Origin of the sequence: Porphyromonas sp. KLE 1280 (assembly GCF_000700805.1) — a bacterium.
Lineage (GTDB): Bacteria > Bacteroidota > Bacteroidia > Bacteroidales > Porphyromonadaceae > Porphyromonas > Porphyromonas pasteri.
The window spans coordinates 651,614-678,381 of the sequence record NZ_KL362962.1; the positions used below are offsets into that span (position 1 = coordinate 651,614).

A 26,768-nucleotide genomic window follows, 5' to 3' on the forward strand; every position below is an offset into this window, starting at 1 on the left:
TTACCAAGAATAATGAAGAAGTTCATCCTCGCTGCAGCGTGTATCTTCGCGCTCGGCACCAGCCTCTCCGCCCAAAGCCCCACCAAGACGGACTCAGTAAAGAAGGAAGCTACAGCCAAATGCTGCTCAGGCAAGAGCAAGCAGTGTGACTGCAAAGCAGGTGCAGCCTGCTCGACACCCGAAGGAGCTAAGGTATGCGAAGCACACCACGCTGCAGTACAAGACTCGACAAAGTCCTGCTGCAAAGCTGAAGGCAAGCACTCGAAGGACAGCAAAAAATCTTGCTGTAAGCGCCAAGATATGACGAAGCAAGACTCCACGAAGTCTTGCTGTAAGAAGAAGTAAATCACTTCCACAGATCTATCTCTTCTAAGAAGAGGACGGCGCCCTGCCCGCACATCTGTGCGAGCAGGGCGTTTCCTTTTGGAATCGGGCAAGAGCTTGTCATCAGCCCTCTCCTATAGGCTATTCTGAAGCACATCCCTGAAGGGGTCGTATCAACCTATATTGGTCGATGGGCTGACCAATATAGGTCAGCCTGCGAAGCTATATAGGTCACAGCGTCGACCTATATAGGTCGGAGCAGCAAGCAATATAGGTTCACACCACTACAAGTACAAGGGGAAGAATATCAGATAGGAACGACATTCCGCTTCTTAGGGGACTATCTCACCAAAGCACCTACTTTTTCGTGGTAGAAACAGGCACGATATACCCCTCGCATTTTGATACGGAGCCGCTACACTCTTTACACTACGGAGGTGAAATAACAAGAAAAAGGTTAACTTTGCAGGCGAAAATAGTGCCCCATCGGTGGGACGTGGATAGATTTGAGATGCTTGCAACCACGAGAAAAAAATGCTAAACCCGTCGTCCAGATAGAGCCAATACCTTAGCTCCCATCCCTTACGACAGACTTAGCGCTTCGACCTTGGTTGCCTCCCTAAAACAACTGAGGTCTTTTTGCATCCACCTAAGGGTACGAGACATATTTAACCAACCCATTCAACCAATATAAGATGAGTTATCTCTTCACCTCTGAGTCCGTCTCAGAAGGACATCCCGACAAAGTAGCCGACCAGATCTCGGATGCCATCCTTGACCACTTCATGGCGCTTGACCCGCACTCCAAGGTAGCGTGCGAGACGCTCGTCACGACGGGACAAGTCGTGCTGGCAGGCGAAGTCAAGAGCGACGCCTATGTAGAGCTGCAGGACATCGCGCGTGACGTCATCCGCGAGATCGGCTACAACAAGAGCGCTTACTGCTTCGATGCCGATAGCTGCGGCGTACTCTCAGCCATCCATGGGCAGAGTGCCGACATCAACCGCGGGGTTGAGCGCACCGCCCCCGAGGAGCAGGGTGCAGGTGACCAGGGTATCATGTTCGGCTATGCTTGCCGTGAGACTCCCTCTCTGATGCCTCTTACCCTCGATCTCTCCCATGCCCTCCTGGAGGAACTCGCTCGCATTCGCAAGGAAGAGCTTCACCTCATGCCCTACCTCCGCCCCGACGCTAAGAGCCAGGTGACGGTAGAGTACTCTGAGGAAGGTAAGCCCCTGCGTATCGACACGATCGTCATCAGCACCCAGCACGACGACTTCATCCAGCCTGCTGATGCGACTGCCGAAGCGCAGGCTATCGCTGATGCTGAGATGCAGGCACGTATCACGGAGGATATCCGTCGCGTACTCCTGCCTCGTGTCTTAGCGCGCTACCCCGAGGATGTACAGCGTGCCTTCGACAGTGAGACGAAGCTCTTAGTCAACCCCACGGGTAAGTTCGTCATCGGCGGGCCCCATGGAGATACCGGACTCACGGGGCGTAAGATCATCGTCGACACCTACGGTGGTAAGGCCGCCCATGGTGGTGGTGCCTTCTCGGGCAAGGACCCCTCTAAGGTAGACCGCTCTGCAGCCTATGCTGCTCGCCACATCGCGAAGAACCTCGTCGCTGCTGGCGTCGCTGACGAAGTCCTCGTACAGCTCGCCTACGCCATCGGGGTCGCTGAGCCAATCAGCATCTTCGTCAACACCAATGGGACAAGCCACATCTCCCTCAGCGATGCAGAGATCGCCAAGCTTGTAGACGAGGTCTTCGATCTCCGCCCCTATGCTATCGAGCAGCGTCTCAAGCTCCGTGCTCCTATCTATCGTGAGACAGCCAGCTACGGACACTTCGGCCGCGAGCCTCGCAAGGTCACAAAGTACTTCTCAACGAATAGCCGTGGCAATGTCGCCCACGAAGTCGAGCTCTTCACCTGGGAGAAGCTGGACTACGTAGACACGCTCCGCCAGCGCTTCGGACTCTAATCCCCCTATCGACACCACCTCGCCCCTCTCGCTACCACTTCGATCGTGGAGCAAGGAGCGAGGCGGTTCCGCTTTTTTAGCTATCTTTGCGTGCAAAGCAGAGCTAAAGAGGCCCTGCGTAGCATCACTAATCACGTCAATGATACTGAGGTCTTCGCTCCCCACGAGCGACACAAGATATAAGAAAGCCGTATGTCAAGCTCTGCTTGGTAGACGGCTTTTCTCTTTATAAAAGCCTCGAGCAATCCCTTCTACACTACATTCTCACAAAGTATCCATCCTATGCAAGACTACAAGAGAGCTACCCTAATCCTCGATGACGGCAGTCGCTTCGAGGGGTATTCCTTCGGCTACGAAGCCCCCGTAGCAGGCGAGGTTGTCTTCAACACCGCCATGACGGGCTACACCGAGAGCTTTACGGACCCCAGCTACCGAGGCCAGATCCTCGTGATGACCTATCCTCTCGTGGGCAACTACGGCGTCCCCTCTCCCAAGCACGATGAAAACGGTATAGCCTTCTTCCGCGAGAGCGATGAGATACATCCCTTGGGGATCATCGTCTCTGACTACTCCGAGGAGTACAGCCACTGGAACTCCGAGGGCTCGCTCGGTAACTGGCTACGCCGTGAGAAGGTCTTCGGTCTCACGGGCATTGATACGCGTGAGCTCGCTAAGACCCTTCGCGAAAAGGGCTCGATGAAGGGGAAGATCCTCCTCGAGGGCGGTGAAGATATCCCCTTTGATGACCCCAACGCACGTAATCTTGTAGCTGAAGCTTCACCCAAAGAAGTCACGATCTATGGTAACGGACCTAAGAAGGTCGTGCTCGTAGACTGCGGTGCGAAGAACAATATTGTCCGCAACCTCATCCGTCCAGAGATCACGCTCTACCGCGTACCCTGGGACTATGATTTCAATCAGATTGATTTCGACGGGCTCTTCCTCTCGAATGGCCCTGGCGACCCCAATAAGTGTAGTGTCACCGTCGAGCACATCCGCAAGGCCTTCACTAAGGAGAAGCCTATCTGCGGGATCTGCATGGGCAATCAGCTCCTCGCCGCAGCTGCAGGAGCAAAGATCAGCAAGATGAAGTACGGACACCGTAGCCACAACCAGCCTGTACGCGAGGTAGGTACGAGCCGCTGCTTCATCACCAGCCAAAATCACGGCTATGCCGTAGATGCCTCCACGCTCGGCGAGGGCTGGCGTGAGAAGTATGTCAACCTCAATGACGGCACGAACGAAGGGATCTGCCACGAGCGCCTGCCCTTCTTCTCTGCTCAGTTCCACCCCGAGGCCTGCAGTGGCCCGACCGATACGCTCTTCATCTTCGAGGAGTTCCTCAACCTGCTTTAATTACCCCTCCCAATAGCACGAGACAATGATCGACAAGAATAAGATACAGAAGGTACTGCTCCTCGGATCGGGAGCCCTGAAGATCGGTGAAGCTGGTGAGTTTGACTACTCCGGCTCACAGGCACTCAAGGCCATGCGCGAAGAGGGGATACGCACCGTACTCGTCAACCCCAACATCGCCACGGTACAGACCTCCGAAGGCATTGCTGACGAGATCTACTTCCTCCCCGTCACCCCCTTCTTCATCGAGAAGGTCATCGAGAAGGAGCGCCCTCAGGGCATTCTCCTTGCCTTCGGGGGACAGACAGCGCTCAACTGCGGTGTAGCGCTTCATCAGAGCGGCGTCCTCGAGAAGTACAATGTCGAGGTACTGGGTACTCCCGTCGAAGCCATCATGAATACCGAAGACCGTGACCTCTTCGCTCGCAAGCTCGATGAGATCAGCGTCAAGACGATCCAGAGCCATGCCGTAGAGACGACCGAAGATGCACGCCGTGCGGCCCAAGAACTGGGCTATCCCGTCATCATCCGTGCCGCCTACGCTCTCGGTGGCTTGGGTAGCGGCTTCTGCGACAACGAAGCTGAGCTTGACGAGCTATGTAGTAAGGCCTTCGCCTTCTCCCCTCAGGTCCTCGTAGAGAAGAGCCTCAAGGGCTGGAAGGAAGTCGAGTACGAAGTCGTCCGTGACTGCTACGACAACTGTATCACCGTCTGTAATATGGAGAACTTCGACCCGCTCGGTATCCATACAGGTGAGAGTATCGTCGTCGCTCCCTCGCAGACGCTGACAAATAATGAATACCACAAGCTCCGCGAGATCGCTATCCGCATCGTGCGCCACATCGGCATCGTCGGGGAATGTAATGTGCAGTACGCCCTCGATCCCGAGAGCGAAGACTATCGTGTCATCGAGGTCAATGCACGCCTATCACGCTCCTCGGCCTTGGCCTCTAAGGCTACGGGCTATCCGCTGGCCTTCGTCGCTGCTAAGCTTGGCTTAGGCTACGGGCTCTTTGAGCTGAAGAACTCCGTGACGCGCACTACCCCCGCCTTCTTCGAGCCTGCACTGGACTATGTCGTGTGCAAGATCCCTCGCTGGGACTTAGGGAAGTTCCACGGCGTATCTCGCGAGCTCGGCAGTAGCATGAAGTCCGTCGGGGAAGTCATGGCTATCGGTCGTACCTTCGAGGAAGCGATGCAGAAGGGCCTGCGTATGATCGGCCAAGGTATGCACGGCTTCGTAGGCAACAACACGAAGGAGATCCCCACTGACGAGCTGGATAAAGCTCTCAAGGCACCCACCGACACGCGTGTCTTCGCCATCAGTCAGGCACTGCACGCAGGATATACCATCGAGCAAATCCATGCGCTGACGAAGATCGACTGCTGGTTCCTCGACAAGCTCCAGAGTATCGTCCGCACCTCCCAGCGCCTCGGCGAAGTAGCCGCTATCGATAAGCTCCCTTACGAGCTCCTGCTTCGCGCCAAGCGTCAGGGCTTCTCCGACTTCCAGATCGCACGCTTCGTCCTCGCAGATAAGGGTGTGAAGGCTGGGGACAAGGAAGCCCTTGCCGTGCGCTCCCAGCGCAAGCAGCTGGGCATCGTCCCCGTCGTCAAGCAGATCGATACGCTTGCAGCCGAATATCCCGCAGAGACGAACTACCTCTACCTCACCTATAGCGGCACGCACAGCGATATCAACTATGAGGGAGACGGACGCTCCGTCGTCGTCCTAGGCTCAGGTGCTTACCGCATCGGGAGCTCGGTAGAATTCGACTGGTGTGGCGTCAATGCACTGCAGACGATCCGCGAACAAGGCTACCGCTCGGTGATGATCAACTATAATCCCGAGACCGTCAGCACGGACTACGATATCACCGACCGTCTGTACTTCGATGAGCTGACCTTCGAGCGCGTGCTTGACATCCTTGATCTGGAGACGCCACGCGGTGTCATCCTCTCTACAGGCGGACAGATCCCCAATAACCTCGCTCTCAAGCTCCACTCGCAGCGCATCCCCATCCTCGGGACGCAGGCTGAGGACATCGATAATGCAGAGGACCGTCACAAGTTCTCCGCCATGCTCGACGAGCTCGGCATCGACCAGCCCCGCTGGCAGGAGCTGACGAGCCTCTCGGATATCGACCAGTTCATCTCCGAGGTTGGCTTCCCCGTGCTAGTGCGTCCCAGCTACGTCCTCTCGGGAGCAGCGATGAATGTCTGCTCCAACCAAGAAGAGCTCTACCGCTTCCTCGAGCTGGCTGCTGATGTCTCTAAGGAGCACCCCGTCGTGGTAAGCCAGTTCATCGAGCATGCTAAGGAAGTCGAGATCGACGCCGTAGCCCAGCGCGGCGAGATCGTCGCCTACGCCATCAGCGAGCATATCGAGTTCGCAGGGGTGCATTCAGGCGACGCTACGATTCAGTTCCCAGGTCAGAAGCTCTACGTCGAGACGGTACGCCGCATCAAGCGCATCAGCCGCCAGATCGCCGAAGCGCTGCACATCTCGGGGCCGTTCAATATCCAGTTCCTCGCTAAGGGCAACGAGATCAAGGTCATCGAATGTAACCTCCGCGCCTCACGCAGCTTCCCCTTCGTGAGCAAGGTGCTGAAGATTAACTTCATCGAGCTGGCCACGCGCATCATGCTCGGGCAGCGAGTCGAGAAGCCCAATAAGAGCGCCTTCGACCTCGACTATGTAGGGATCAAGGCGTCGCAGTTCTCCTTCGCTCGCCTACAGAAGGCCGACCCTGTACTCGGTGTCGACATGATGAGTACGGGTGAAGTCGGTTGCCTCGGTGACGACACCAACGAGGCCGTACTGAAGTCAATGCTCTCCGTCGGCTACCGCATCCCCCAGCGCTCCGTCCTCCTCTCCACGGGTGGCTACAAGCAGAAGGTCGACATGCTTGATGCAGCACAGCTCCTGCACAACAAGGGCTATGCGCTCTACGCTACACAGGGCACGCACGACATGCTGGCTGAGAACGGCATCCCCTCCACGCTGGTCTTCTGGCCTACCGATGAAGGGAAGCAGCCCCAAGCCCTCGACCTCCTGCATGAGCGCAAGATCGACATGGTGGTGAACATCAATAAGAACCTCACCGCTGGCGAGCTCACCAACGGATACCGTCTGCGTCGCGCGGCCATTGACCTCAACATCCCGCTGCTGACCAACGCTCGTCTGGCTTCGGCCTTCATCACCGCCTTCTGCACGCTCCCCATCGAGGATCTGCAGATCAAGAGCTGGGCCGAGTACAAGTAAGAGCAAGGCTCTCCCTAATAACCCATCCCCCTGGAGGCTCCTCAGAGCGCTTCAGGGGGATGGTCTTTCAGACTGGGGAGAGGGAGTCAAAAAAGGCGCAGTCATACCCGCAGAGAAGACGCTGAATATACGGCGATAAATTCTCGTATATGCGGAAATATTTTTTCGTGTATACGGAAATTTATTTCTGCATATACAGAAATTTCCCTGCGTATATGCGAAAGTTTCTTTGCGCATATAGAGCGAAGCTATGGGCGCTCCTATTTGCCTTCTCTCACGCGATAAAACGACGGGCATGCGCTCGCTTCGTACTCGCCTCGGTACGACATCAGCCCGCACTACGAGATGCTCCACGAATGATAGTATCTTTGTACAGTGAGTCCGCAGAGGCTTCACCGACTACAAGACAATCAAGCAACTTCAAGCTATGCGCATCCTGACCATCATCCCCGCCCGCTACGCCTCGACCCGATTCCCTGGTAAGCCCCTCGTAGATATCGGGGGCAAGCCTATGATCATCCGTGTCGTAGAGCGCGCCCTCGCAGTGTGCCCCGATGTCATCGTCGCCACCGACGATGAGCGGATCTTCTCCACGGTCACCGAGCGGGGCTATCGCGCCGTGAAGACTTCGCCTGAGCACCAGTCGGGCACCGAGCGCTGCCTCGAGGCCTATCAACTCCTCGAAGAGCCCGCAGATGTCTTGATCAATCTACAGGGAGATGAGCCCTTCATCGCCGACGAGCAGATCCGCCTTCTTATCTCGGCCTTCGACGACCCCTCGGTAGATCTGGCGACCTTAGCCCAGCCCTTCCCCTCCACGGCGACCAACGAAGAGCTGGCCAACCCAAACGCCGTCAAGCTCGTGCGTAGTACCTCCACGGGCTACGCACTCTACTTCAGTCGCTCAGTCATCCCCTATCTCCGCTCAGTCGAAGGGCCTTGGGCGAAGGAACATACCTTCCTCAAGCACATCGGGCTCTACGCCTTCCGCACCCACGTCCTCCCGACGATACAGAGCCTTCCCGCCTCCCCACTGGAGGAGAGCGAGCGTCTCGAGCAGCTCCGTTGGCTCGAGGCTGGCCTGCGTATCCGCGTCATGCTCTCTGACCAAGAGTCCATCGGTATCGATACGCCCGAAGACCTCAAGCGCCTTCCACTCTAATCCCTCCCCATAGCCTCCTCCCGACCGTGATCGATCAGCAGACCCGACAGCGCATCCTCGACTCCGCACAGATCCTCGATGTCGTCAGCGACTTCATCAGCCTACGCCGCCAAGGTGTGAGCTACGTCGGGCTATGCCCTTTCCATAGCGATAGGAATCCCTCCTTCTACGTCAATCCTGCTAAGAATATCTGCAAGTGCTTCTCCTGTGGCGAAGGCGGTACGCCGCTGAACTTCATCATGAAGCACGAGCAGCTCTCCTATTCGGATGCGCTCAAGTACCTGGCAAAGAAGTATAATATCGAGGTCATCGAGCGCGAGGAGAGCGAAGAAGAGAAGCAGCGCAATAGCGAGCGTGAGAGTCTCTTCATCATCAATGACTACGCAGCGAAGTACTTCCAGACGCAGCTTACCGAGACCGAGGAAGGGCGTACAGTGGGGCTTGCCTACTTCCGCGAGCGTGGTATCCGCCCTGAGACCATCGAGCGCTTCGGCCTCGGCTACGCCCACGAGTCGAAGACTGCCTTCACGGAGCAAGCCATCAAATCGGGCTATCCACTGAAGCGCCTCGCCGAAGTCGGGCTCTCCATCGAATACGAAGACCACCCCGGCAAGGCTATCGACCGCTTCCGTGGGCGCGTCATCTTCCCTGTGCGCAACCTCAGTGGGCGCTATGTTGCCTTCGGTGGACGCGTGATGAGTAAGACGGCTAAGACAGCCAAGTACGTCAACTCCCCCGAGAGCCTCATCTACTCAAAGAGCCGTGAGCTCTACGGCCTCTATTGGGCAAAGAGCGCGATCTCCAAGCTCGGCAAGTGCTATCTCGTCGAAGGCTACACCGACGTCCTATCCATGTATCAGGCGGGGATTGAGAACGTCGTCTCCTCTTCGGGGACAGCCCTCACGATCGATCAGATACGCCTTATTCGTCGCTTCACCACGACCATCACCGTGCTCTACGACGGTGATGCCGCGGGGATCAAGGCTGCCCTACGTGGTATTGACCTCCTGCTGGAGGAAGGCTTCCGCATCAAGGTCGTGCTCCTGCCCGATGGCGAAGACCCCGACTCCTTCGCACGTAGCCACAGCAATACCGAGCTACAAGCCTATTTGGATGAGCACGAGACGGACTTCATCCACTTCAAGATCGACCTCTATCACGAGGAGATGGAGCGGGATCCTCTGCGCCGAGCTGAGCTGATATCCGACATCATGCGCAGCATCGCACTCATCCCTGACACCATCCAGCGTGCCGTACTGATACAAAGCTCTTCGACAGCTCTGAGGATGAGCGAAGAGCTCTTACAGTCCGAGGTCAATAAGCTCCGACGTCAAGGCGTGACAGCTCAGGGCTTCACCTCTCCGCAGCGTACAGCGCCAGTCGCTCCCCCGACTCCATCTGCACCAGTTCCTCCGCCCTTCACGGAGCCGATACCTTCCGAGCCAGCTCCGTCATCCGACGAATATCTCAGCCCGCTGGTCGTCGAGGAAAGCATCAAGCCCTTTGAGCGTGAACTCATGCAGCTGCTCCTACTCTACAGCGATCGTGAGATCATCATCCCCAAGGGCTTAGGTACTCCAGAGTTCGAAGACGAGATTTATCCCGAGCAAGACGCTACTTTTATCCTCAGCTACTTCATCGAGCGCGAGCTCATCATGGTCGGCGCAGACCAAGAGTATTCCCCACTCTTTGCCCGCTTCATGACTGAGCTTCGCAGTGAGTGCCTTGAGAAGCAGATCTCCCCTGCGACTTACTTTGCCAACCATCCAGAGGCGCCCCTCCGAGAGATCACGACAGCCCTCCTTGCAGAGAGTGATCTCTTGGAGTATCGTCCTGACCAAGATCTCCACATCGGTGGTGCTGGTAGCTCCTTCTCCTCCCGCATCCTCAGCGAAGAGGAAGAGCGCGAAGAAGAAGCCCGCAAAGAAGCTCGCTACTTGGGTTCACTTGCCCTACGCGCCTGCAACAGCTATAAGATGGCGCTCTTAGTGCGATTCATTGACGGGCTACATCAGGAGATCAAGCAAGCCCAGCGAGCAGGAGACAGCACAAAGATCCTCGAATGCATGACCGAGATCACGCGCCTCAATGTCCAAAAGCGTCGCCTCTCCGATCTCCTCGGTGAGCGTACAATCATTGGATAACTACCCCACATCGAAGCAACAAGGGCGAAGGCTTATCGTAAGCCTTCGCCCTTATTATATAGGAGCGTTTCGCGAGGAAGTTAGAGGGGATCTACATCGAAGAAGATCTGCAAGCGCTTGCTCTCGGGCATGGAGAGCCGTAGCTGCTGTAGTGCTGAAGCAAAGGCTGCGCGCTCCTCTCGGTAGGACTGCTGGAAAGGACGACGTATGACGATCTGCCTCTGGTAGTAGCCTTCCAAGCGAGCCAAATCGGGAATCTGTGGATCCGTTACGCGCTCATTAGGGAGCAGTCCCTTGAGATACTGCGAGAGGACTAAGGCTGCAGAGGCCAGTAAGCGCTCATCCTTTCCTCTTAGCCAAAGGTACGTTAGGCGAGTGAATGGCGGGAAGTTCGTTGCTTCACGCTCTGCGAGTACCTCGTTGATGAAGGTATCGTAGTCACCTACTTGCAGTACCTTGATGAAGGCTTGCTCGGTACTACTCGTTTGGGTCAAGTAGCGAGGACAGTCTTCCCGAGGAGCACGGGAGCGAAGTCTGAGCTGATGGAGTAGCTGATAGGCACGCTCCTCCGAGCGAAAGTCTGGTACACCCAAGACGGCATCCAGCTGTACAACGGCAATTAAGCCAATCCCCTCCCATATCGGCTGGTTGCGTATAAGCTGGGTACCCAAGAGGATTTCAGCACTTCCCGACTCGATCTGCTCGAGTAGCTCCATACGCTTCTTCTGCGATGAAAAGGTATCGCTGTCGATACGCAGCACTTCATAGGCGGGAAGCTTCTCCTTGAGTTCCTCTTCCACACGCTCAATACCATAGCCTACTTGACGAAGCGCAGGACGAAGCCCAGACTTTGTCGTGACTTCAATGGCTCCACAGCTCGGGCAAGCCTCGGGTAGTGCTGCGGTGTATCCACAGTAATGGCAGAGAAGGGCTGCACGAGTGCGATGATAAGTAAGACTCACATCACAGTTCGGGCACAGCAGGTGGGTTTGGCAGGCATCACACGTCACATAGGGAGAGTAGCCTCGACGATTCTGCAGGAGGAGCACTTTCTTTCCTCGAGCTATCGTGGTGCGAATCTCTTCGAGAAGGTAGGGCGTCAGCGTATGTCCCCACTCGACCTCACGTAGCTGCCGTAGGCGCTTAAGATCAATGAGCTCTATGGTGGGTAATACCTGCTGGGATTGCGAACTAGTCTCCGCTGGGAAAGACTCGGGACGTAGCAGCTGGTACTTTCCACGCAGGGCATGGAAGAGTACTTCTGCCGAGGGAGTAAGGGAAGTAAGGAGCACTTGAGCCCCTGATTGGTGCGCTCGCCAGAGAGCGACGTCGCGAGCATGATAGCGTGGAGCTACGAGCTGTTGCTTATAAAGATACTCCTGCTCCTCGTCAATGATAACTAGAGATAAGCGAGGAAGCGGTACATATATAGCCGAACGTGTCCCCACGACAAGGGCTGGACTGTCGAGCTTAGAGAGACGAAGGTACGTCTCCACTCGCACTGCCTCACCGATGAGACTATGATAGGGATAGTAATTGGCTCCTGCGATCTCGGCAAGTCGCTGCATAAAGCCAGCTGCTGACGGGACCGAATGCACCGAAGACGTTAGATAGAGCACCTGCCCACCACGAGCAAGCGTCGCTGTGATCTGCCCCAAGATATAGCGTTCTTTATCCTCTGCCGTATGCCCATAATAGAGTGTCACGGGATGGATCAATGGCTCTACATCAGCAATAGAGGATTCTCTGCTTGAAGGCTCCACTGCTCGCAGTCGGCTTACAGGCTCTAAGACCTGCTCCAAGATACCTTTCTCAATGAGAGCACGTAGTTGTGCTTCGCTCTTTGGCACGGCTTCGAGCAAGACGGAGCGGTGTAAGGCGCCTGAATGATCTTGTCCTGTCTCTTGAAGCGCCTCAAGGAAGGCCATCAATAGCTCTGCTTGCCGTGGCGCACGGTTAAGTCCATCGAAGAGAGTAGAGAGAGCTCCCTCATCTTCTTGATATTCGGGGGCAAGGCGAAGATAGCGGGCGAGCTTCGGACGATAGCGTGGCTGGAGCGCCTCCTCAGTATATACCGCTCCCAACTCTATGAGATGGAGGAGCGGACGAGTAAGTCTTCGGCCGACAAGTCGCTCCAGTTGCTCCGTCGTCATCGCCCCCTTCTCGGCAAGTGTGTCTAAGATCAGTAGCTCCGCAGGAGGAAGTGCGTCTTCCGCCTCAAAGCCTTCCACAAGCGAAAGCATCGTCTTGCTCTCGGGAAGTAGCCCTGAGGGGAGCGCATCTCGAAGGATGGAGCCCAGCGGACAGGCATAATAGTATGCCATCCATTCCCATTGCTTCAGCGTAGCTTCGGGGATGATCGGAGTGGCATCAAGGATTTGCTCGACCTCCTTACAAGCGGTTACCTCCGCCTCCTTATCCATAGAGAAGACCACCCCCGTATAGTATCGCTTGCCACCAAAAGGCACAACGACACGACAACCCACGCTGAATCCAGGTGCTTCACTAATAAGCACCTCGGGAACTGCATAGCTAAATAGCCCGTCTAAGGCTAAGGGGATGATGACCTCTACTCGGATCATAAAGTAAGCTTAAGTGAAGAGGAGAGCTCGGTGAGTGTAGCGATGAGAAGATCATTTTCCTCGGGGCGCTGTGCTGCAATACGTATCGTGGGGGAAGAGTAGCCAAAGTTCGTCGCATCACGAACCAAAAGCCCGTAGCGCTGCGCTAAGATCTCTTTCAGCTCGGCTCCACTTCCTATCGCTGGATGAGTACAACGCACAAGGAAGAAGTGCGTATCTGTCGGCTGAGGATCGAAGTATGGGAGCGACTTGATAGCATTCCATATACGCTCACTCTCTACAAAAAGCTGACGTCGGTCCAGTAGGTGCGGGAAGTCATTACGGACGATCCATTCTCCTGCTGAGATGGCGAGCGATCCAACCGACCACGGTGCAGCATATTCGCTTAGTCGGTCAATGACCTCACTGTACGCCATCACGTATCCCAAGCGCAATCCCGGCATAGCATATCGCTTGGTCAGAGAAGCGACAAAGATGACGTTGGGGAAACGCTGTATGGTTTCTTGGGGATCAGGAAGAGTAGCCTCCGTGAAGTAGCTGTAGGAGCTATCGATGACGAAGTAGATCTGCGGGTAGCGACTCCAAAGTGACTCTAAGAAGTCCTGCGAATAGACCTGCCCCGTAGGGTTATTCGGCGAGCAAAGCCAATAGACTCCCGCAGGGGCATCTTGACCGGGCTCGAAAGTCTTCAGCTCACGCTGCTCACGCGCAAAGAGTCTTCCCGCATCTCTATATTCACTGAAGGTCGGATCTGGGCTATAATAATGTACGAGCTCTCGATAAGCCTGTGCGATGAGGTAGATCCCTTCGGTCGCACCACTTATCACGAGCACCTCGCCATCAGCTAAGCCGTGATGCTTCGCAAGGGATTTCCCAAGCGAAGCTGCCGTAGGCTCGGGGTACGAACCAATACGATCAATCTCGCCTCTGAGGTATTCCCGCAGCGAAGTGGGGTCCGTGAGGCTCGTTACATTTGAGCTGAAGTTCGCACGTATCCGCTCGTAGCGGTGGAGGTCATCGCCGTGTCCGTCTCTCATCGCTCAAGTAGCTGATAGATTCGCTCTAGATCGACGTGCTTGCGGAGATGTTCGGCGAGCTTGTCGTACTGAGTTTCCTTGAAGGTGGCATAGTCTTGCCCCGCAGCTTGCTCATGAAGGCGCTCAGCGAAGGGCTGAAGCAGTCGCTCGATAAAGATCTCATTGTCGAGAATGCCATGCAGGTAGGTACCCATGCAATGATCTCCGACGCAGTAGCCCTCAAGACGGCCATCAGACATCTTGACTAAGGGCGAGGCGTCGAAGCCATCTACGACACGGCTTCTCCCCATATGGATCTCGTAGCCACTGCAGGGGACGTCGCTACCGATAAGAGTGAAGGTCGCTTGTGTAGTGACCTTCTCGGTAGCCATCTCCGTTGCGATCGGGAGCAAGCCTAAGCCTGGCAGACGAGTCAAGTCACCCTCTACCCCATCTGGGTCGTAAACCTCTTGGCCTAAGATCTGATACCCGCCACAAATACCGAGGATCGTCTTCCCTGCACGGTGAGCACGGATGATAGCTTGAGCTACTCCGTTGCGGCGCAGCTCATAGAGGTCCGAGAGCGTACTCTTACTCCCAGGCACAATGATGATATCTGCCTGCTGCAGCTCCTCTACATTGTTCGTATAGAAGAGATGAACGCGCTCATCTTGCTCGAGGCGCGCGAAGTCGGTGTAGTTGGATATGTAGCGAAGCAATACGACTGCCACGTTGACCTTCCCCTGCTGAGCGGAGAAAGCACGCTTGGAGAGCGCGACGGAGTCCTCTTCTTCGATGTGCACGTCATTTATGTACGGGACGACTCCAAGTACAGGCACGCCGCAAAGTGACTCCAGCAGCTGGCGCCCTTCGTCGAAGAGACGCAGGTCACCGCGGAACTTATTGATGATGACTCCTACGATCAGCTCCCGCCACTCAGGCTTCTGCAGCATGATCGAGCCATAGACTGAGGCGAAGACTCCTCCACGATCGATGTCGGCGACAAGGATTACCCGAGCGCCAGCATACGCAGCCATCGGCATATTCACAATGTCCGAGTCCTGGAGGTTCAGCTCGGAGATACTCCCTGCACCTTCAAGCACGATGGGGTTGTAGCGAGAAGCCAAGCGATCAAAGGCAGCATGCACTTCGCCACGAAGCTCACCGCGCCCCACGGTACGGAAGTATTGGTACGCATCTTTATTGCCGATGGGTCGCCCATGCAGGATGACCTGGGACGTCTTATCTGAGCTGGGCTTGAGAAGCACAGGATTCATGTCCGTATGACAAGGGATGCCTGCGGCCTCTGCTTGCACAGCTTGCGCACGGCCCAGCTCTAATCCCTCGGGCGTAACGAAGGAGTTTAGAGCCATGTTCTGCGCTTTGAACGGTGCAGGGCTGTAGCCATCTTGCTTGAAGATGCGACAAAATCCCGCCGTGAGGATGCTCTTCCCCACGTCACTTCCTGTGCCGACGAGCATCAGCGGTGCCAGTCGTTTGCTCTCGATCTTATCCATTACTCAGCGGGGGCTGGCTGCTTTTTCTTGCGCTTGTAGCTGAAGGCCTGCCAGCGATCTTCTGGCCAGCCCTGCTGATGCATCTCCCATTTGGCCGAGACGAAGAGCCAGTCGCTCATTCGATTGACCCAAGGGATCAGCCCCTCGGGAAGTGGATCCAGTCGCTCCAAGGTCCATAAGCGGCGCTCGGCACGTCGTGCGACGGTGCGCGCCAGCTGCATTTCGGCCGAGAGGATCGTGCCGCCCGGGAGGATGAAGAAGCCATTCTCTGGGATCTCAGCCATCAGGCGTGCCGTCTCAGCTTCCAACTCCTCGACCCACTGCAGGTCGAAGTGATTGGGATTCTCTTCGCGGCGCTCGCTACGTGTAGCGATAAGGCTCATGGCTTGCATGATGCGCATCTGCACTTCGCCGAAGAAGCGGTGACGGGGATCTTCCGTAGGGATGTGGGCTCTTATCAATCCAAGGTGGGCATTGAGTTCGTCCATCGCACCATTAGCTTCGATACGTGGATCATCTTTGGGGACTCGCTCGCCACCGAATATTCCGGTGGTTCCCTTGTCTCCGGTTTTGGTCATTATTCTTGCCATTACTTGTCGTGTAAGCTTGAGGTTGGGCGGATATCGCCCCGACAAAAATAGCGCAATTCCACCGTATAGCACGTGTGCGAAGACATTCACCAAGCGAGTGAAAGAAGCGCTACTCACGCCCGCTCCTCAAAGCACCTTGTGAGCAAAGCAAAAGCAATTCATTCGCCCTTCAATTAGCCCGTCTCTACCCTCTTCAATGACCCGCTGGGAAAAACTCCTCTACTTTCTCTCAGAAATACCTCTACTTTTCAATGAAAATACCTCTACTTTTCTGGAGAAATACCTCTACTTTCTGGAAGAAGTAGAGTAACATTCGAAGAGAAGTAATATAACTTCCATCAGAAAGTAATATAACTTCTGACCGAAAGTAATATAACATTTGACTGAAAGTAATATAACATTTGACTGAAAGTAATATAACATTCAGTGGGAAGTAATATAACATTTGCGAGGAGGCTATATACCCTTGGAAAGCATATACCTTATCTCACTCAGAGAAGCAGATTGGAGAGGCTTCGCTTTCCCCTACTCTTCTTCCCCCTTTCTCCTTCCGCCAAAAAGAATCCGCCCCTCAAAGGACGGACCTTCGAGGGGCGGATCATAAGGGAAGTATTACCGAAGAGGCTTACTCCGTGACGGGGAAGCGGAAGGGCTTACCTGCATTGTCGACGAAGGTTGCACCCTGGAGGCTGGGGAAGTGATGTGCACCGGCAGACCAGTCCCAGATCTGAGTCTCATCCTCCGTGATCGTACCGGTAGCAGGATCATACTTCTTCCCGTTCATAGGATAGTATGCTACGAGGTTCGTATCCTTAGGATCAGCCATCTTCCAGACGTTAGCAGCGATCTGAGCTGGGGTACGTGCGACCTTGTAGAATCGCAGTTCGCGCATCAGACCACGCGTGGTGCTGAGCCAGAATCCACCAAGCTTGTAGTCGCCATCACGTACAGGCTGCGAAAGCACCTGACGGCCGTTGCAGTAGACTGAGACGTTCGCCCCGTCATAGACGAAGGAGAACATGTACCACTTGTTGTCTTCGAGAGGCATGATATCCTTCGAGAGCGAGAGGTCAGTACCACCCGTGCGGAAGAACGAACCATCCTTGCCGACGACAGGGTAGATTTCGCTCTTGTCATCCGACCCACCGACGAACTTCGTACCAGCAAGTGCACCATTGATATTGCTGCGCTTGACCATGACTTCCATCGTCCACTGGGGCACAAGGATATCTTCTGCGAAGTAAGCAGCGATCTCATTACCGGTGTTGATGCTGAGAGCCTTCGTCTCGGTAGCTTGGTCGACGACGATGATCGCTTCACTTTGACCGCCGATAGCGTGAGGATTGCTCCCCTGCAGCTGGATGGGCAGAGCGAAGACTTCGCCACTTGAGAAGGTAACAGCCTTCAGCTTGACGGGGATCGAAGCCGAAGTCTGACCTGCGGGAATAGTCACCGAAGCAGGAAGCTCATACATCGTCGACGGAAGGAGCTTGTAGCTCGTACCGTTCTTAGCGTTGTAAGCGTCGAGCTGTGCCTGTGAGCCGACGGAGAAGTTCACCGTGACGGTAGACGAAGCAGGCTTGACCAGGCTGACACGAGGACCATTTGCATCCTGCGATGCACCACTAAGGAGGAAGATCTGCGTCTGCTCCTGACCGTGGATATAGATCCCCTGCTCGCTCTGATGATCCTTTGCAGGATCGTTGTAAAGCTCATTCTGACAGCTACCAAGAAGGCTTGCTGCGAGGAGCGCATATACTATTCTTTTCATCAAACTCTTGTTTTCTCTGTTAGCCATTATTGGAAGTCTGCCTTCTGGGTGTCGCTGACGCGATTACCGGCATTGAGAGCCTGGCGAAGGAAGCGATAGCTGCCACCCTCCGTATCAAGCTCCATGTGATAAGTACCGATACCAGCGATACGCTTACCATTAGGCATGAGCATCGTAGCATAGTCCATGATCTGACGACCGGCATCAAGCTTCTGAATCTCAGGGTTAGAGCTGGTATAACGAGGGAAACCACCCGTCTTAGAATACTTCTGGAACTCTAAGGTCAGGAAGCTCTTACCTTCCCAGTTGTCGAGATAATCATCCTCACCATAGCCGTAAGTACCACCATTCTCAAGCTTTTGGAGTGCACGAGCTGTCGTAGACTCATCATAAGCCTGATAAATATAGTAAGACACCATCTTGGAGGTTGCTCGATCCATATAATAAGGCTCACCATCCATAACAACAATACGCCCCTTCGGATTCAGACGATCATAAAGCGTCTTAATGAAGGTATACATATTGACATTCCCTGTCTCAGAAATCCAAGCAGTAGTTGTAGCCATATTTCCTGAGTGACCATACCCTGGCTCATAGTCAAGGTCAAATCCATCAAGATCATACTTCTCGATCGTATCACAGATAGCATTAGCATAAGCCTTGACACCTTCGAGGAAATCACCGCCACCCTTCTCTGTCACCCAGTAGTCAGTTGCATTCTTTCCTTGAGGAGTAAGCTGATCACCGAGGTTCTGAATGATCCAGCAGAGGAGAACCTTCCCCCCCTTAACCTCACGGAAAAGCTTGAGGTCGGTCTTCTGTGCCTCTGTAAGGTTACCATGCGTACCCCAAAGAGATACGATATCGACGCTATCGGGAAGCATACGGAGGTACTTCTGTGGATCCGTACCCTTAGCCGTCCAGCCACCGAACCAGCCGAAGCCACGTACGTGAGGCGTCTGCTTCCAAGCACGGAGCTCGCTGTAATACTTCTGCTGCTCGGCAGTGAGCTGATCGGCACTCGTCAACTCAATGAAGGGAATGGCTCGCTTGAGGTCCTTCTGATTGTCGAAGGTCAAGCGCTCATCATCAGTCCACTTGCTACAAGCGACAGAGGCGAGGGCCATAGCTGCGACAAGCGCATATTTAAGCATCTTCATAGATGATTCGTTTTAGAGTTACTGATTAGGACGATTGTCACGCACCCACCACAGCGGAGTCTTACCGAGGTCTACACCACCGAGGAGAGAGGGAATGACTTTGAGGTTGGGGTTGCTATCGTAAGCCGATGCAGGGAAGGAGAAGCGCTCAGGAGCACGCATGCTGGCATCTCCACCGATACGCGAAGGAGCCCCGGTATCAGCTGGCTTCATAATGAAGGGATAGCCCGTACGACGATATTCCGTCCATGCTTCATAAGCATTGGGGAAGAGCGCAAGGTACTTCTGCGTGATGATCTTCTGAAGCTGTACTTCCTGCAGGTTACGAGTAGCATCTACATCATTCCAGTTGGGAGAGACATTACCAGAGGAGATATTATCGCTATATCTGCTCGAAAGGTAAGGGTTGTAAGCTACAGTAGTTGCAGCGGGCAATACCCCCGTCTGAGCCAGATAAGCCGTAGCATCTCCTGCGCCAGCTTCGGCGAAGGACTGACGGACACCCTGTTCATAGTAAGACTGTGCCGTCCCTGTAGAGATCAGACCGTAAAGAGCGGCCTCAGCCTTGAGGAAGAACGTCTCCGAAGCACGGAACCAGTAGAGAGGCGTTTCCGTAGAGAAGTTAGGCTTCGAAGCGTACTGAGCAGTATTAGCACCTTCCCTCTTCGACTCGTTGTTGGTCGGAGGGAGGAAGTAGTAGCCTGGTATATTGCGGTAAGTACCCTTCGTGAAGTACTTCTCAAGACGTGGGTCATTGTAGCCCTGGAGGTAAGACCAGATGGTAGCACCCATACGCGTCTCGTTGTACTGATCTACAGAGATGAGTGCTGGGTGTGCCAGAGGCTGCTTATCGGAGTTACCGATCTTAGCCTCGTCAGCCGTGGTCTCAATGACGCCACCATTGGAAGCATCCAAAGCCTTAGCAATGTATTCCTTAGCCAGTGCTGCATCCTTGAAGTGGACACGGACAGCCATACGCAGCATCAGGGAGTTAGCAAGCTTAACCCACTTGCTGGCATCACCATTATAGACGAGGTCATTACGGGAGAGGACGGACTCACGAGCTTCGCGCAGGACTGCTGCACTCTTCTCCAGATCTGCAAGCATCCCCTTATAGACCTCCTGCTGAGAGTCAGGAGTAGGCGTGATGTCACCGCTACCAGCCTTCGTATATACGATAGGACCAAAGGCATCGGTAGCACGCAGCCAGCCGACAACCTTCACGATATTGGCCATCGCCAGGACCTGCTGAGCCTGCAGGTTATCCTTAGCACGGCTTGCCTGGATATGGATGGGGAGCCAAGACTTCGCTACATCCCCGTAGAGGAGACCGTAGAGGATGCTCATACGCCCATTGGTGAACGTCCAGGTACCTTCCGTGTTAAAGTTCCAGTTGTTATTATTCCCGTAGTAGCCTACATAGTTACCCGTAGAGATAAGCTCGAGGACCTGCATGCTATTCCCAGGCCCCGTTTCGCCAGCGACGCCGATAGGCATGACCGAGCGCTGAAGGCTCATCATAGCCAGGCCATAGGCAAGACCACCCTGGTTGAGCTCCTCATCGGTGACACCGACACGGCTGGTATTGATATCTTCCTGATTGCAGGAGGCGAAGACCAGCGCTGAGGCCATCGCCAAAGCGGGAAGGACTAATTTCTTGAAGTTCTTCATTTCGTTTCTTCTTTATCTGATAAGATAAGTACTCGACTTAGATGCCGACCTTGATGCTGGCACCGATAGTGCGCTGGCTGGGGAGCATGAAGTAGTCATAGCCCTGACCAAACGTACCCGTAGACCCCGTGAGTTCAGGATCGTAAGGAGCCTTGTTGTAGATCATCCAAAGGTTCGTAGCGTAGACAGAGAGAGCTACATTCTTAAAGGTCTTGCCAAGGAAGTTCTTAGGCAGGCTGTAAGAGAGGCTCAGCTCCTGCAGACGAACGTTCGTAGCCGAGTAGACGTAGTAGGAGTCGAGGTTGTAGACAGCATCGTAGAACTGCTGTGGAGCGATGGTAAGACCTTCGCCGATGTTGATACCACCAGCATCGCGTGCATCAGCAGAAGCCTGAGAAACCCCAAACTTGTCGAGAGCAGCCTGCGTCTTTGAGATGACGATACCACCAAGACGAGCCGTGAAGAGCATATTCAGATCGAAGCCCTTATAAGAGAAACCATGCTTCCAGCCGAGGTTCCACTTAGCATTGACCGAACCGAGCTTATAAGGAGTCGTTGGCTCCGTGACCAGAGACTGACCTGGGGTATAGTCTACATAGCCATTAGCATCACGCTTGATACGCTCACTAGCGTAGACGTCACCGAGCTCACCACCTTCACGCAGACGGAAGCGGCCCTTGACGATATCCTTCAGGTCAAAGACCTCGTGTGTGATAGGATTCGTGACACCAGAAGCCAGCTTGAGGATCTTATTGCGGTTAGCCGTAGCAGTAACATTCGAGCTGTACTCAAAGCCACCAAACTTCTTATTGAAGCCAAGCGTCATTTCGATACCACGGTTACGGACATTACCAGCCTGTACATAGAGCTTCTTATAGCCCGTACCTGGATCAAGGTCGGTCTCAAGGAGCTGATTGAGCGTATTTGACTGATAGACCGTAGCGCCAAACGTCAGAGCACCACCGAACCAGCGAGAGTCGACACCGAGCTCAATAGAGCGCGTGCGCTCAGCCTTCAGGTCAGGCAGAGGATAGTAGTCGAAGGGCTCTACCTTACCGCTACTCATCGAGTGCGTGATAGTACCTGGAGTCAGACCTGTGAAGGGGATAGGAGAACCCACCTCCGTATAAGAGGTACGTACCTTCAGATAAGAGAGCGTAGGACGGAGCTTAGCACGCAGGTCCTCAGAGAGGAGGTCGGTGACAACAGCAGAGAGACCGATCGAGGGATAGAAGATCCAAGGGTCTACGCTACCTACAAGCTGCGAAGGCTTATCCGTACGACCCGTAAGCGTCAGGTAGAGCGCGTTGCGCCAAGCTAGTTCAGCAGAAGCGAAGACTGCGAAGTTGCTCTTACGCGTAGAGGACTGTGAGCCACCGCTCTGGAGCTGATTCGTATTAGGGAAGATGAACTTATTAGGGATGAGGAAGAGGTGTCCACCAAAGCCCTGACCCTTATTGTCATACTCTTCATACGACGTACCGAGGGTAGCCGTCAGATTGATATCCTGAGCAATAGGGGAATTGTAGTTCGCCATAAAGTCCACATACTTCTGCTTGAAGTAGCTGACATCAGAGGAGAAATAACCGAGAGGCTTAGAGAAGACGCTGGAGGTGGAAGCATAGAGCTTCGTCTCACGCTCAGTGAAGGTGTTATCCAGACGAGCACGCCCCGTGAAGTTGATCTTCTTGTTCAGCTCATACTTCAGTGAGCCGAAGAGCATGTAGCGGTCATTGACCTCGGGGTGCAGATTGCGGTATGCCACCCAGTAAGGGTTCTGCACGTCCATACCCATGCTACCGGGCTTCCACTGCTGTACATTGTACCCCAGCTCTGCATCGTAGCGTTCGAAGTACTTCTCCTGGTCGAAGTTCTCACCACGAGGATAGAGATAAGCACCTACGATAGGATTGAAGTATGCCCCGTAGGAGATCATGTTGTTCGCATAGTCACGGATGTAGTTAGCCGAGACGTCCAGCGTCAGCTTATCATTGAGGAACTTCGACGTATTACGAATCGAAGCATTGTAGCGATGGTACTTATTGTTAGGTACAAGCCCCTTAGCATTGATAGCAGAAGCAGAGAAGTAGGTCTGGTTCTTATCCGTACCAACCGAGAAGTTGAACGAGTTATTGAACGTCACGCCGCGGTTGTAGAAGTCGCGTACCTTATAGGTGGAAGGGGTAGCAAGCTTATCACCCCAAGAGGTGTACTGACCAGCCTGATTGCCATAGGTATTCTGGAACTTAGGCAGGATGAAGGGCGAAGCCGTCTCTACAGAAGAAGAGAAGTTCACACGCAGCTGACCTGCAGCACCCTTCTTCGTATTGATGAGGATAACCCCATTAGCAGCACTTGCACCATAGAGAGCAGCAGCCGAAGGACCCGTCAGGACGCTGATCGACTCGATATCATCAGGGTTGATATTCGAGATACCTTCACCCGAAGCACGACCTGCACCGAAGCCAGAGCCGTCACCACCACGGTCAGCGCTGTTACCGACAGGTACCCCATCGATCACGTAGAGCACATTATTATCCCCAGAGATCGACTTGTTACCACGCATAACCACACGCGTGCTACCACCGACACCCGAGGCACTGCGCTGGATGTTCACACCAGCGACCTTACCGTTGAGGCTATTCATAAAGTTGGCATCCTTCACCGTCGTCAGAGCATCGTTCTTGATCTCCTGGACATTATAGCTCAGGGCCTTCTGCGAGCGCTTGATACCGAGAGCGGTGACGACGACACCTTGGAGTTGGTTGTCTTCACCGGAGAGCTCGATCTTCAGCTCTGTCTGGTTACCGACAGGGACCTCCTTCTTCGCGTAGCCGATGGACGACACGACGAGGACGGCACCTGACTTCACGTTCTTCAAGGTAAACTTCCCGTTGATGTCCGTGGAAGCACCTTGACCTTGTACGCCCTTGACCAGGACGGAAGCCCCGATCACAGGCTCATGATTCGTGGCATCGAGCACGACACCACTGATGCTCTTACCCTGCGCCATCGCGGTAGCGACCGTAAGGAAGAGGATCATGAGGATAGATAGTACTTTCTTCATATTTAAAACTAAAAAATAAGCGGAGGATGGTCTTAGCCTCTGTACTTTCTCTTTAGGATTAGAGAGAAAAGGCTGCGTAGCTCCCCTGTGCAGCTCCCTGTGGGGCAAGCGGCAGCAGTGAGCAAACGACTGATTGAGGGAAAGACGGTACGGGGATCAATACATAAGCCGTATCAATAGCCCCGTCTTGAAGTAGATAAGGTATAGCAACGGAGGAAAGCCCCCAACCATCCAGGTTGAGAGCAGCACAAAGCTCCGAGGAGCGATTAGTCTGTTGCACGAAGGCGCGAGCAGTAATCATATTCCGTTGTAAGTGCGAGCAAAAGTAATAATTAAATTCTTTCGAAAGTTGCAAGAAGATAAATACTTACTTCCTAAAATATTTAAGTATATGACGGCACCTATAACTCGCTGTTATCGTGCCAGATACATCCACAAGACAGCGCTACGCAACTTGACTGTTAGAAGCACCATTCTACAACAAATACGATGCAATCGTTCGAGGAAAGCAAAAGACAGATCAAAAAGTAGATCTTCGACGCACCTATTACTGGGATCAGAAGTATCCTGCGCTCTTGATCAGTCTACTACAGGAAGACATTTGGGATAGCTGCATCTCAACGGGGAAATAGCCCACCACAAATTAGACTATATACCAGCTAATTAGAAGAGAGCTATAAGGGAGAAAAATGAACCAGTACTGGTCACTCATCGGAGCAGTACTGGTCCGTAATATCTACCAGTACTGGTCGGAGCTCCGACCAATACTGGTCAACTCAGCGACCAGTACTGGTTGAAAAACCTACCCTATAAGAGGATTCCAACAAGCTCCCCTACCCGATTCTCCTTTACTCGGAGACACGGGGTATATATACGAGAGGGAAGTAAGAAGAAATATCAGATAGGTGATACACCTTATGAAAAGTTTGCTACCTTTGCAGTGTGACAGCTAAGCAATACACTTAACATAAATATTACTGTCCTATGATCACAACTAAGCAACTTTCCTTCGGCTACAAGTCAGGGCGCCCAGTCTTCAGTGGCCTCGACCTGAGCCTACCTCAGGGTAGCGTCGTAGGGCTCCTCGGTAAAAACGGCGAGGGCAAGACGACTCTCCTGAAGAACATCTATGGTCAGCTCTTCTCCAAGCAAGGAGAGATCAACGTCCTTGGCTTCACGCCACGCGAACGTAAGGTAGCCTTCCTCCAGCAGGTCTACCTCCTACCCGAAGAGATCCAAGTACCTCATGTCACCATCCGACGCTACTTCGATCTCTACGCTCCCTTCTACCCCAACTACGATGAAGCTATTGCCCGCGAACTCATCGAGACCTTCTCGCTCGACTGGAAGATGAACCTGGGCAAGGTCTCACAGGGGCAGAAGAAGAAGGCACTGATTGCCTTCGCCCTATCACTCCGTGTGCCCCTACTGCTCCTTGATGAGCCGACCAACGGACTGGATATTCCTTCTAAGGGAGAATTCCGCCGCGCCGTAGCTCGTCACCTCAGCGAAGAGCAGACGGTCATCATCAGCACGCACCAAGTACGAGATCTTGAGCAGCTCATCGACCGCATCGTCATCCTCGAGCGTGGTAGCATCTACTGCAACGAATCTATCGCTGATCTCTCCGAGCGTCTTTACTTCGGCCTCGTCAGTCCCGACGAAGAAGCTCGCGCACTCTATACTGAGCCTTCGCTAGGTGGTACCGTCGGCATCCTACCACTTCAAGGCGAGGCCGTAACGGATACCTTCAGCATGGAGCTCTTCTTCAATGCTGTCGTCAGCCGAGGCGCAGAACTCATGCGTCACCTTCACACTCCATCAGACACCTCTAAATAAGCGCTACGATGAATACCTCCACGCTACATCGCTCCTCATTTGGGCGCATCTACCTTCTCACTGTAGAAGGCTTCTTCAGCACCCTGCGCCCACTGCTCATCTTCCATGCTATCATGGCGGTGGCATTCTTCGGCTTCCCGTTCCTGACCCTTTTCCTCACGAAGGGATTTGATATCCAAGAGGCCTTCGTCGAACTGGCTGACGTCTATGGTAGAGGCGGAGTCATCGGTCCCTACCTTATAGGGACGATCATCTATATCTTGATCTGGATCAATAAGTGCGTACATAAGCCTTCGCCTGGTGCTTATACCCAGATCCCCGCTTCGGCTGGAGAGAAGATGATAAGTATTGCCCTACTCAGCTTGGGCTATTACCTCATCTCGCTTCTCTCTACGCTGATTATCTCTGGCATCTTTGGGCTCTTCATCCCTGGTGGATTCCTCGACGTTTTAGACTGGGCACTCCCGATACAGTTCTTTTATGGTAAGCTCTATCTAAAAGAATTAGCAGCTATTCTCTCTATGGGACTACACCTGCCACTACTGGTGACGCTCTGCATGATCCACTTCCGCAAGGCGATCTTCGGGCTGTGTGCTGCGGCGTTCGTAGAGTTCAGTGGCTTCCTCATCTTCCTCACCTTCGTCCTCAACTTCGAAGAGGAGATATACCATTACTCGATAGAGCACCCCCTCACTGACGGTGATTATGCTTGGATCGTCCTGATCTTCTTCGGGCTCATCGACCTCTTCCTCACCTGGGCCATCTACCATCGCCTCAAGACCATCCAAATCAAGTAATCGCTATGGCATTCTCCAATGTGGGCTTTGCCCATATCATCGACTACATCAACGAAGGTGTACTGACGGGGCGATTCACCGAAGGCGAGCGTATCCCCTCAGTGCGCGATATGGCAGAACTGATGCAGGTCGCCCCCAATACCGTCGTTCACGCCTATGATAAGTTGGCTCTCCGTGGTCTGGTATATCCCATGCGCGGCCTTGGCTACTATATCAGCGAAGGGGCGGTAGAAACCATCCGTGCTGAGAAGCGTAGAGTCTTCCACGAAGAGTCTATCCCTCGCTTCCGTCGTGATGCAGAGCTTCTCGGCATCACCAGCGAAGAGCTCCGCAAGGCACTCGATCTCTAAGCCTCCTACTCCACTACTTTCAGCGTGCCCCGCATGCCTATCCCATCGGGATTAGGTATGCGGGGCACGGCGCGTTATAGAGGTGAGGAACAAAGGGTATATACCTTTCGTTTGGAAGTTATATTACTTCTGTCCCAATGTTATATTACTTTCGAGTGAATGTTATATT

General features: G+C 53.9%; 17 protein-coding genes. 9 read left to right on the forward strand and 8 right to left on the reverse strand.

Features of this window, described 5'->3' with window-relative positions:
- Positions 1 to 12 precede the first annotated feature (12 nt).
- The 6 genes from HMPREF1121_RS02520 (at position 13) to dnaG (ending at position 10,239) form a co-directional block, all read left to right on the forward strand.
- On the forward strand, positions 13 to 345 hold the full coding sequence (locus HMPREF1121_RS02520) for a hypothetical protein (RefSeq protein WP_009433017.1): 333 nt from the start codon (positions 13 to 15) through the stop codon (positions 343 to 345).
- 674 nt (positions 346 to 1,019) lie between these two features.
- Positions 1,020 to 2,312, forward strand: a complete 1,293-nt coding sequence (metK, locus tag HMPREF1121_RS02525) for a methionine adenosyltransferase (RefSeq protein ID WP_044114501.1) — start codon at positions 1,020 to 1,022, stop codon at positions 2,310 to 2,312.
- 282 nt (positions 2,313 to 2,594) lie between these two features.
- Entirely contained in the window at positions 2,595 to 3,668 is a 1,074-nt protein-coding gene (gene carA, locus HMPREF1121_RS02530) for a glutamine-hydrolyzing carbamoyl-phosphate synthase small subunit (RefSeq protein WP_044114502.1), read from the forward strand.
- Between the two features lie 25 nt (positions 3,669 to 3,693).
- Positions 3,694 to 6,933 carry a carbamoyl-phosphate synthase (glutamine-hydrolyzing) large subunit gene (carB, locus tag HMPREF1121_RS02535; protein WP_044114503.1) on the forward strand — a complete coding sequence of 1,080 codons (3,240 nt, stop codon included), beginning with the start codon at positions 3,694 to 3,696 and terminating at the stop codon, positions 6,931 to 6,933.
- A 427-nt stretch (positions 6,934 to 7,360) separates the two neighbouring features.
- Positions 7,361 to 8,095: a 3-deoxy-manno-octulosonate cytidylyltransferase gene (kdsB, locus tag HMPREF1121_RS02540; protein WP_044114504.1), complete on the forward strand. Its 735-nt coding sequence runs from the start codon at positions 7,361 to 7,363 to the stop codon at positions 8,093 to 8,095.
- Positions 8,096 to 8,121: 26 nt separating this feature from the next.
- Entirely contained in the window at positions 8,122 to 10,239 is a 2,118-nt protein-coding gene (gene dnaG, locus HMPREF1121_RS02545) for a DNA primase (RefSeq protein WP_044114505.1), read from the forward strand.
- Positions 10,240 to 10,319: 80 nt separating this feature from the next.
- Here dnaG and priA read toward each other — a convergent pair whose 3' ends face one another.
- The 8 genes from priA to HMPREF1121_RS02585 all read right to left on the reverse strand — a co-directional run bounded on the left by priA (position 10,320) and on the right by HMPREF1121_RS02585 (position 23,613).
- On the reverse strand, positions 10,320 to 12,821 hold the full coding sequence (gene priA, locus HMPREF1121_RS02550; RefSeq protein WP_044114506.1) for a replication restart helicase PriA: 2,502 nt from the start codon (positions 12,819 to 12,821) through the stop codon (positions 10,320 to 10,322).
- Positions 12,818 to 13,858: an aminotransferase class I/II-fold pyridoxal phosphate-dependent enzyme gene (locus HMPREF1121_RS02555; protein ID WP_044114507.1), complete on the reverse strand. Its 1,041-nt coding sequence runs from the start codon at positions 13,856 to 13,858 to the stop codon at positions 12,818 to 12,820. Before HMPREF1121_RS02555 ends, priA begins: the two co-directional genes overlap by 4 nt.
- Positions 13,855 to 15,354, reverse strand: coding sequence for a cobyric acid synthase (locus HMPREF1121_RS02560; protein ID WP_044114508.1), 1,500 nt, complete (start codon positions 15,352 to 15,354; stop codon positions 13,855 to 13,857). The genes HMPREF1121_RS02555 and HMPREF1121_RS02560 overlap by 4 nt, the downstream gene beginning before the upstream one ends.
- Positions 15,354 to 15,944, reverse strand: coding sequence for a cob(I)yrinic acid a,c-diamide adenosyltransferase (locus HMPREF1121_RS02565; protein ID WP_044114509.1), 591 nt, complete (start codon positions 15,942 to 15,944; stop codon positions 15,354 to 15,356). Before HMPREF1121_RS02565 ends, HMPREF1121_RS02560 begins: the two co-directional genes overlap by 1 nt.
- Before the next feature lie 625 nt (positions 15,945 to 16,569).
- Positions 16,570 to 17,715 (reverse strand): BT_3987 domain-containing protein, encoded by a 1,146-nt coding sequence (locus HMPREF1121_RS02570; RefSeq protein WP_044114510.1) that lies wholly within the window; start codon positions 17,713 to 17,715, stop codon positions 16,570 to 16,572.
- Positions 17,716 to 17,741: 26 nt separating this feature from the next.
- A complete protein-coding gene (locus HMPREF1121_RS02575) occupies positions 17,742 to 18,875 on the reverse strand; it encodes a glycoside hydrolase family 18 (RefSeq protein WP_044114511.1) in 1,134 nt (377 codons plus the stop codon).
- An 18-nt stretch (positions 18,876 to 18,893) separates the two neighbouring features.
- Entirely contained in the window at positions 18,894 to 20,546 is a 1,653-nt protein-coding gene (locus HMPREF1121_RS02580) for a RagB/SusD family nutrient uptake outer membrane protein (RefSeq protein WP_044114512.1), read from the reverse strand.
- A gap of 37 nt (positions 20,547 to 20,583) precedes the next feature.
- Positions 20,584 to 23,613 carry a SusC/RagA family TonB-linked outer membrane protein gene (locus HMPREF1121_RS02585; protein ID WP_044114513.1) on the reverse strand — a complete coding sequence of 1,010 codons (3,030 nt, stop codon included), beginning with the start codon at positions 23,611 to 23,613 and terminating at the stop codon, positions 20,584 to 20,586.
- A 984-nt stretch (positions 23,614 to 24,597) separates the two neighbouring features.
- Between HMPREF1121_RS02585 and HMPREF1121_RS02590 the strand changes: the two genes are divergently transcribed.
- Genes HMPREF1121_RS02590 through HMPREF1121_RS02600 form a run of 3 tightly spaced genes read left to right on the forward strand, consistent with a single transcriptional unit; the run spans position 24,598 to position 26,599 of the window.
- Entirely contained in the window at positions 24,598 to 25,452 is an 855-nt protein-coding gene (locus HMPREF1121_RS02590; protein WP_044114514.1) for an ABC transporter ATP-binding protein, read from the forward strand.
- Positions 25,453 to 25,460: 8 nt separating this feature from the next.
- Entirely contained in the window at positions 25,461 to 26,249 is a 789-nt protein-coding gene (locus HMPREF1121_RS02595) for a hypothetical protein (protein ID WP_044114515.1), read from the forward strand.
- Positions 26,250 to 26,254: 5 nt separating this feature from the next.
- Positions 26,255 to 26,599 (forward strand): GntR family transcriptional regulator, encoded by a 345-nt coding sequence (locus HMPREF1121_RS02600; RefSeq protein WP_009432973.1) that lies wholly within the window; start codon positions 26,255 to 26,257, stop codon positions 26,597 to 26,599.
- Positions 26,600 to 26,768: the final 169 nt, after the last annotated feature.

Excerpts from the sequence above, each read along its gene's own strand:
- HMPREF1121_RS02585 (WP_044114513.1), bottom strand. The coding sequence starts at position 23,613 with ATGAAGAAAGTACTATCTATCCTCATGATCCTCTTCCTTACGGTCGCT.
- HMPREF1121_RS02600 (WP_009432973.1), top strand. The coding sequence starts at position 26,255 with ATGGCATTCTCCAATGTGGGCTTTGCCCATATCATCGACTACATCAAC.
- HMPREF1121_RS02560 (WP_044114508.1), bottom strand. The coding sequence starts at position 15,354 with ATGGATAAGATCGAGAGCAAACGACTGGCACCGCTGATGCTCGTCGGC.
- HMPREF1121_RS02565 (WP_044114509.1), bottom strand. The coding sequence starts at position 15,944 with ATGGCAAGAATAATGACCAAAACCGGAGACAAGGGAACCACCGGAATA.
- HMPREF1121_RS02580 (WP_044114512.1), bottom strand. The coding sequence starts at position 20,546 with ATGAAGAACTTCAAGAAATTAGTCCTTCCCGCTTTGGCGATGGCCTCA.
- HMPREF1121_RS02520 (WP_009433017.1), top strand. The coding sequence starts at position 13 with ATGAAGAAGTTCATCCTCGCTGCAGCGTGTATCTTCGCGCTCGGCACC.
- HMPREF1121_RS02570 (WP_044114510.1), bottom strand. The coding sequence starts at position 17,715 with ATGAAAAGAATAGTATATGCGCTCCTCGCAGCAAGCCTTCTTGGTAGC.
- HMPREF1121_RS02595 (WP_044114515.1), top strand. The coding sequence starts at position 25,461 with ATGAATACCTCCACGCTACATCGCTCCTCATTTGGGCGCATCTACCTT.
- metK (WP_044114501.1), top strand. The coding sequence starts at position 1,020 with ATGAGTTATCTCTTCACCTCTGAGTCCGTCTCAGAAGGACATCCCGAC.
- HMPREF1121_RS02555 (WP_044114507.1), bottom strand. The coding sequence starts at position 13,858 with ATGAGAGACGGACACGGCGATGACCTCCACCGCTACGAGCGGATACGT.
- priA (WP_044114506.1), bottom strand. The coding sequence starts at position 12,821 with ATGATCCGAGTAGAGGTCATCATCCCCTTAGCCTTAGACGGGCTATTT.
- HMPREF1121_RS02575 (WP_044114511.1), bottom strand. The coding sequence starts at position 18,875 with ATGAAGATGCTTAAATATGCGCTTGTCGCAGCTATGGCCCTCGCCTCT.
- HMPREF1121_RS02590 (WP_044114514.1), top strand. The coding sequence starts at position 24,598 with ATGATCACAACTAAGCAACTTTCCTTCGGCTACAAGTCAGGGCGCCCA.
- carB (WP_044114503.1), top strand. The coding sequence starts at position 3,694 with ATGATCGACAAGAATAAGATACAGAAGGTACTGCTCCTCGGATCGGGA.
- carA (WP_044114502.1), top strand. The coding sequence starts at position 2,595 with ATGCAAGACTACAAGAGAGCTACCCTAATCCTCGATGACGGCAGTCGC.
- kdsB (WP_044114504.1), top strand. The coding sequence starts at position 7,361 with ATGCGCATCCTGACCATCATCCCCGCCCGCTACGCCTCGACCCGATTC.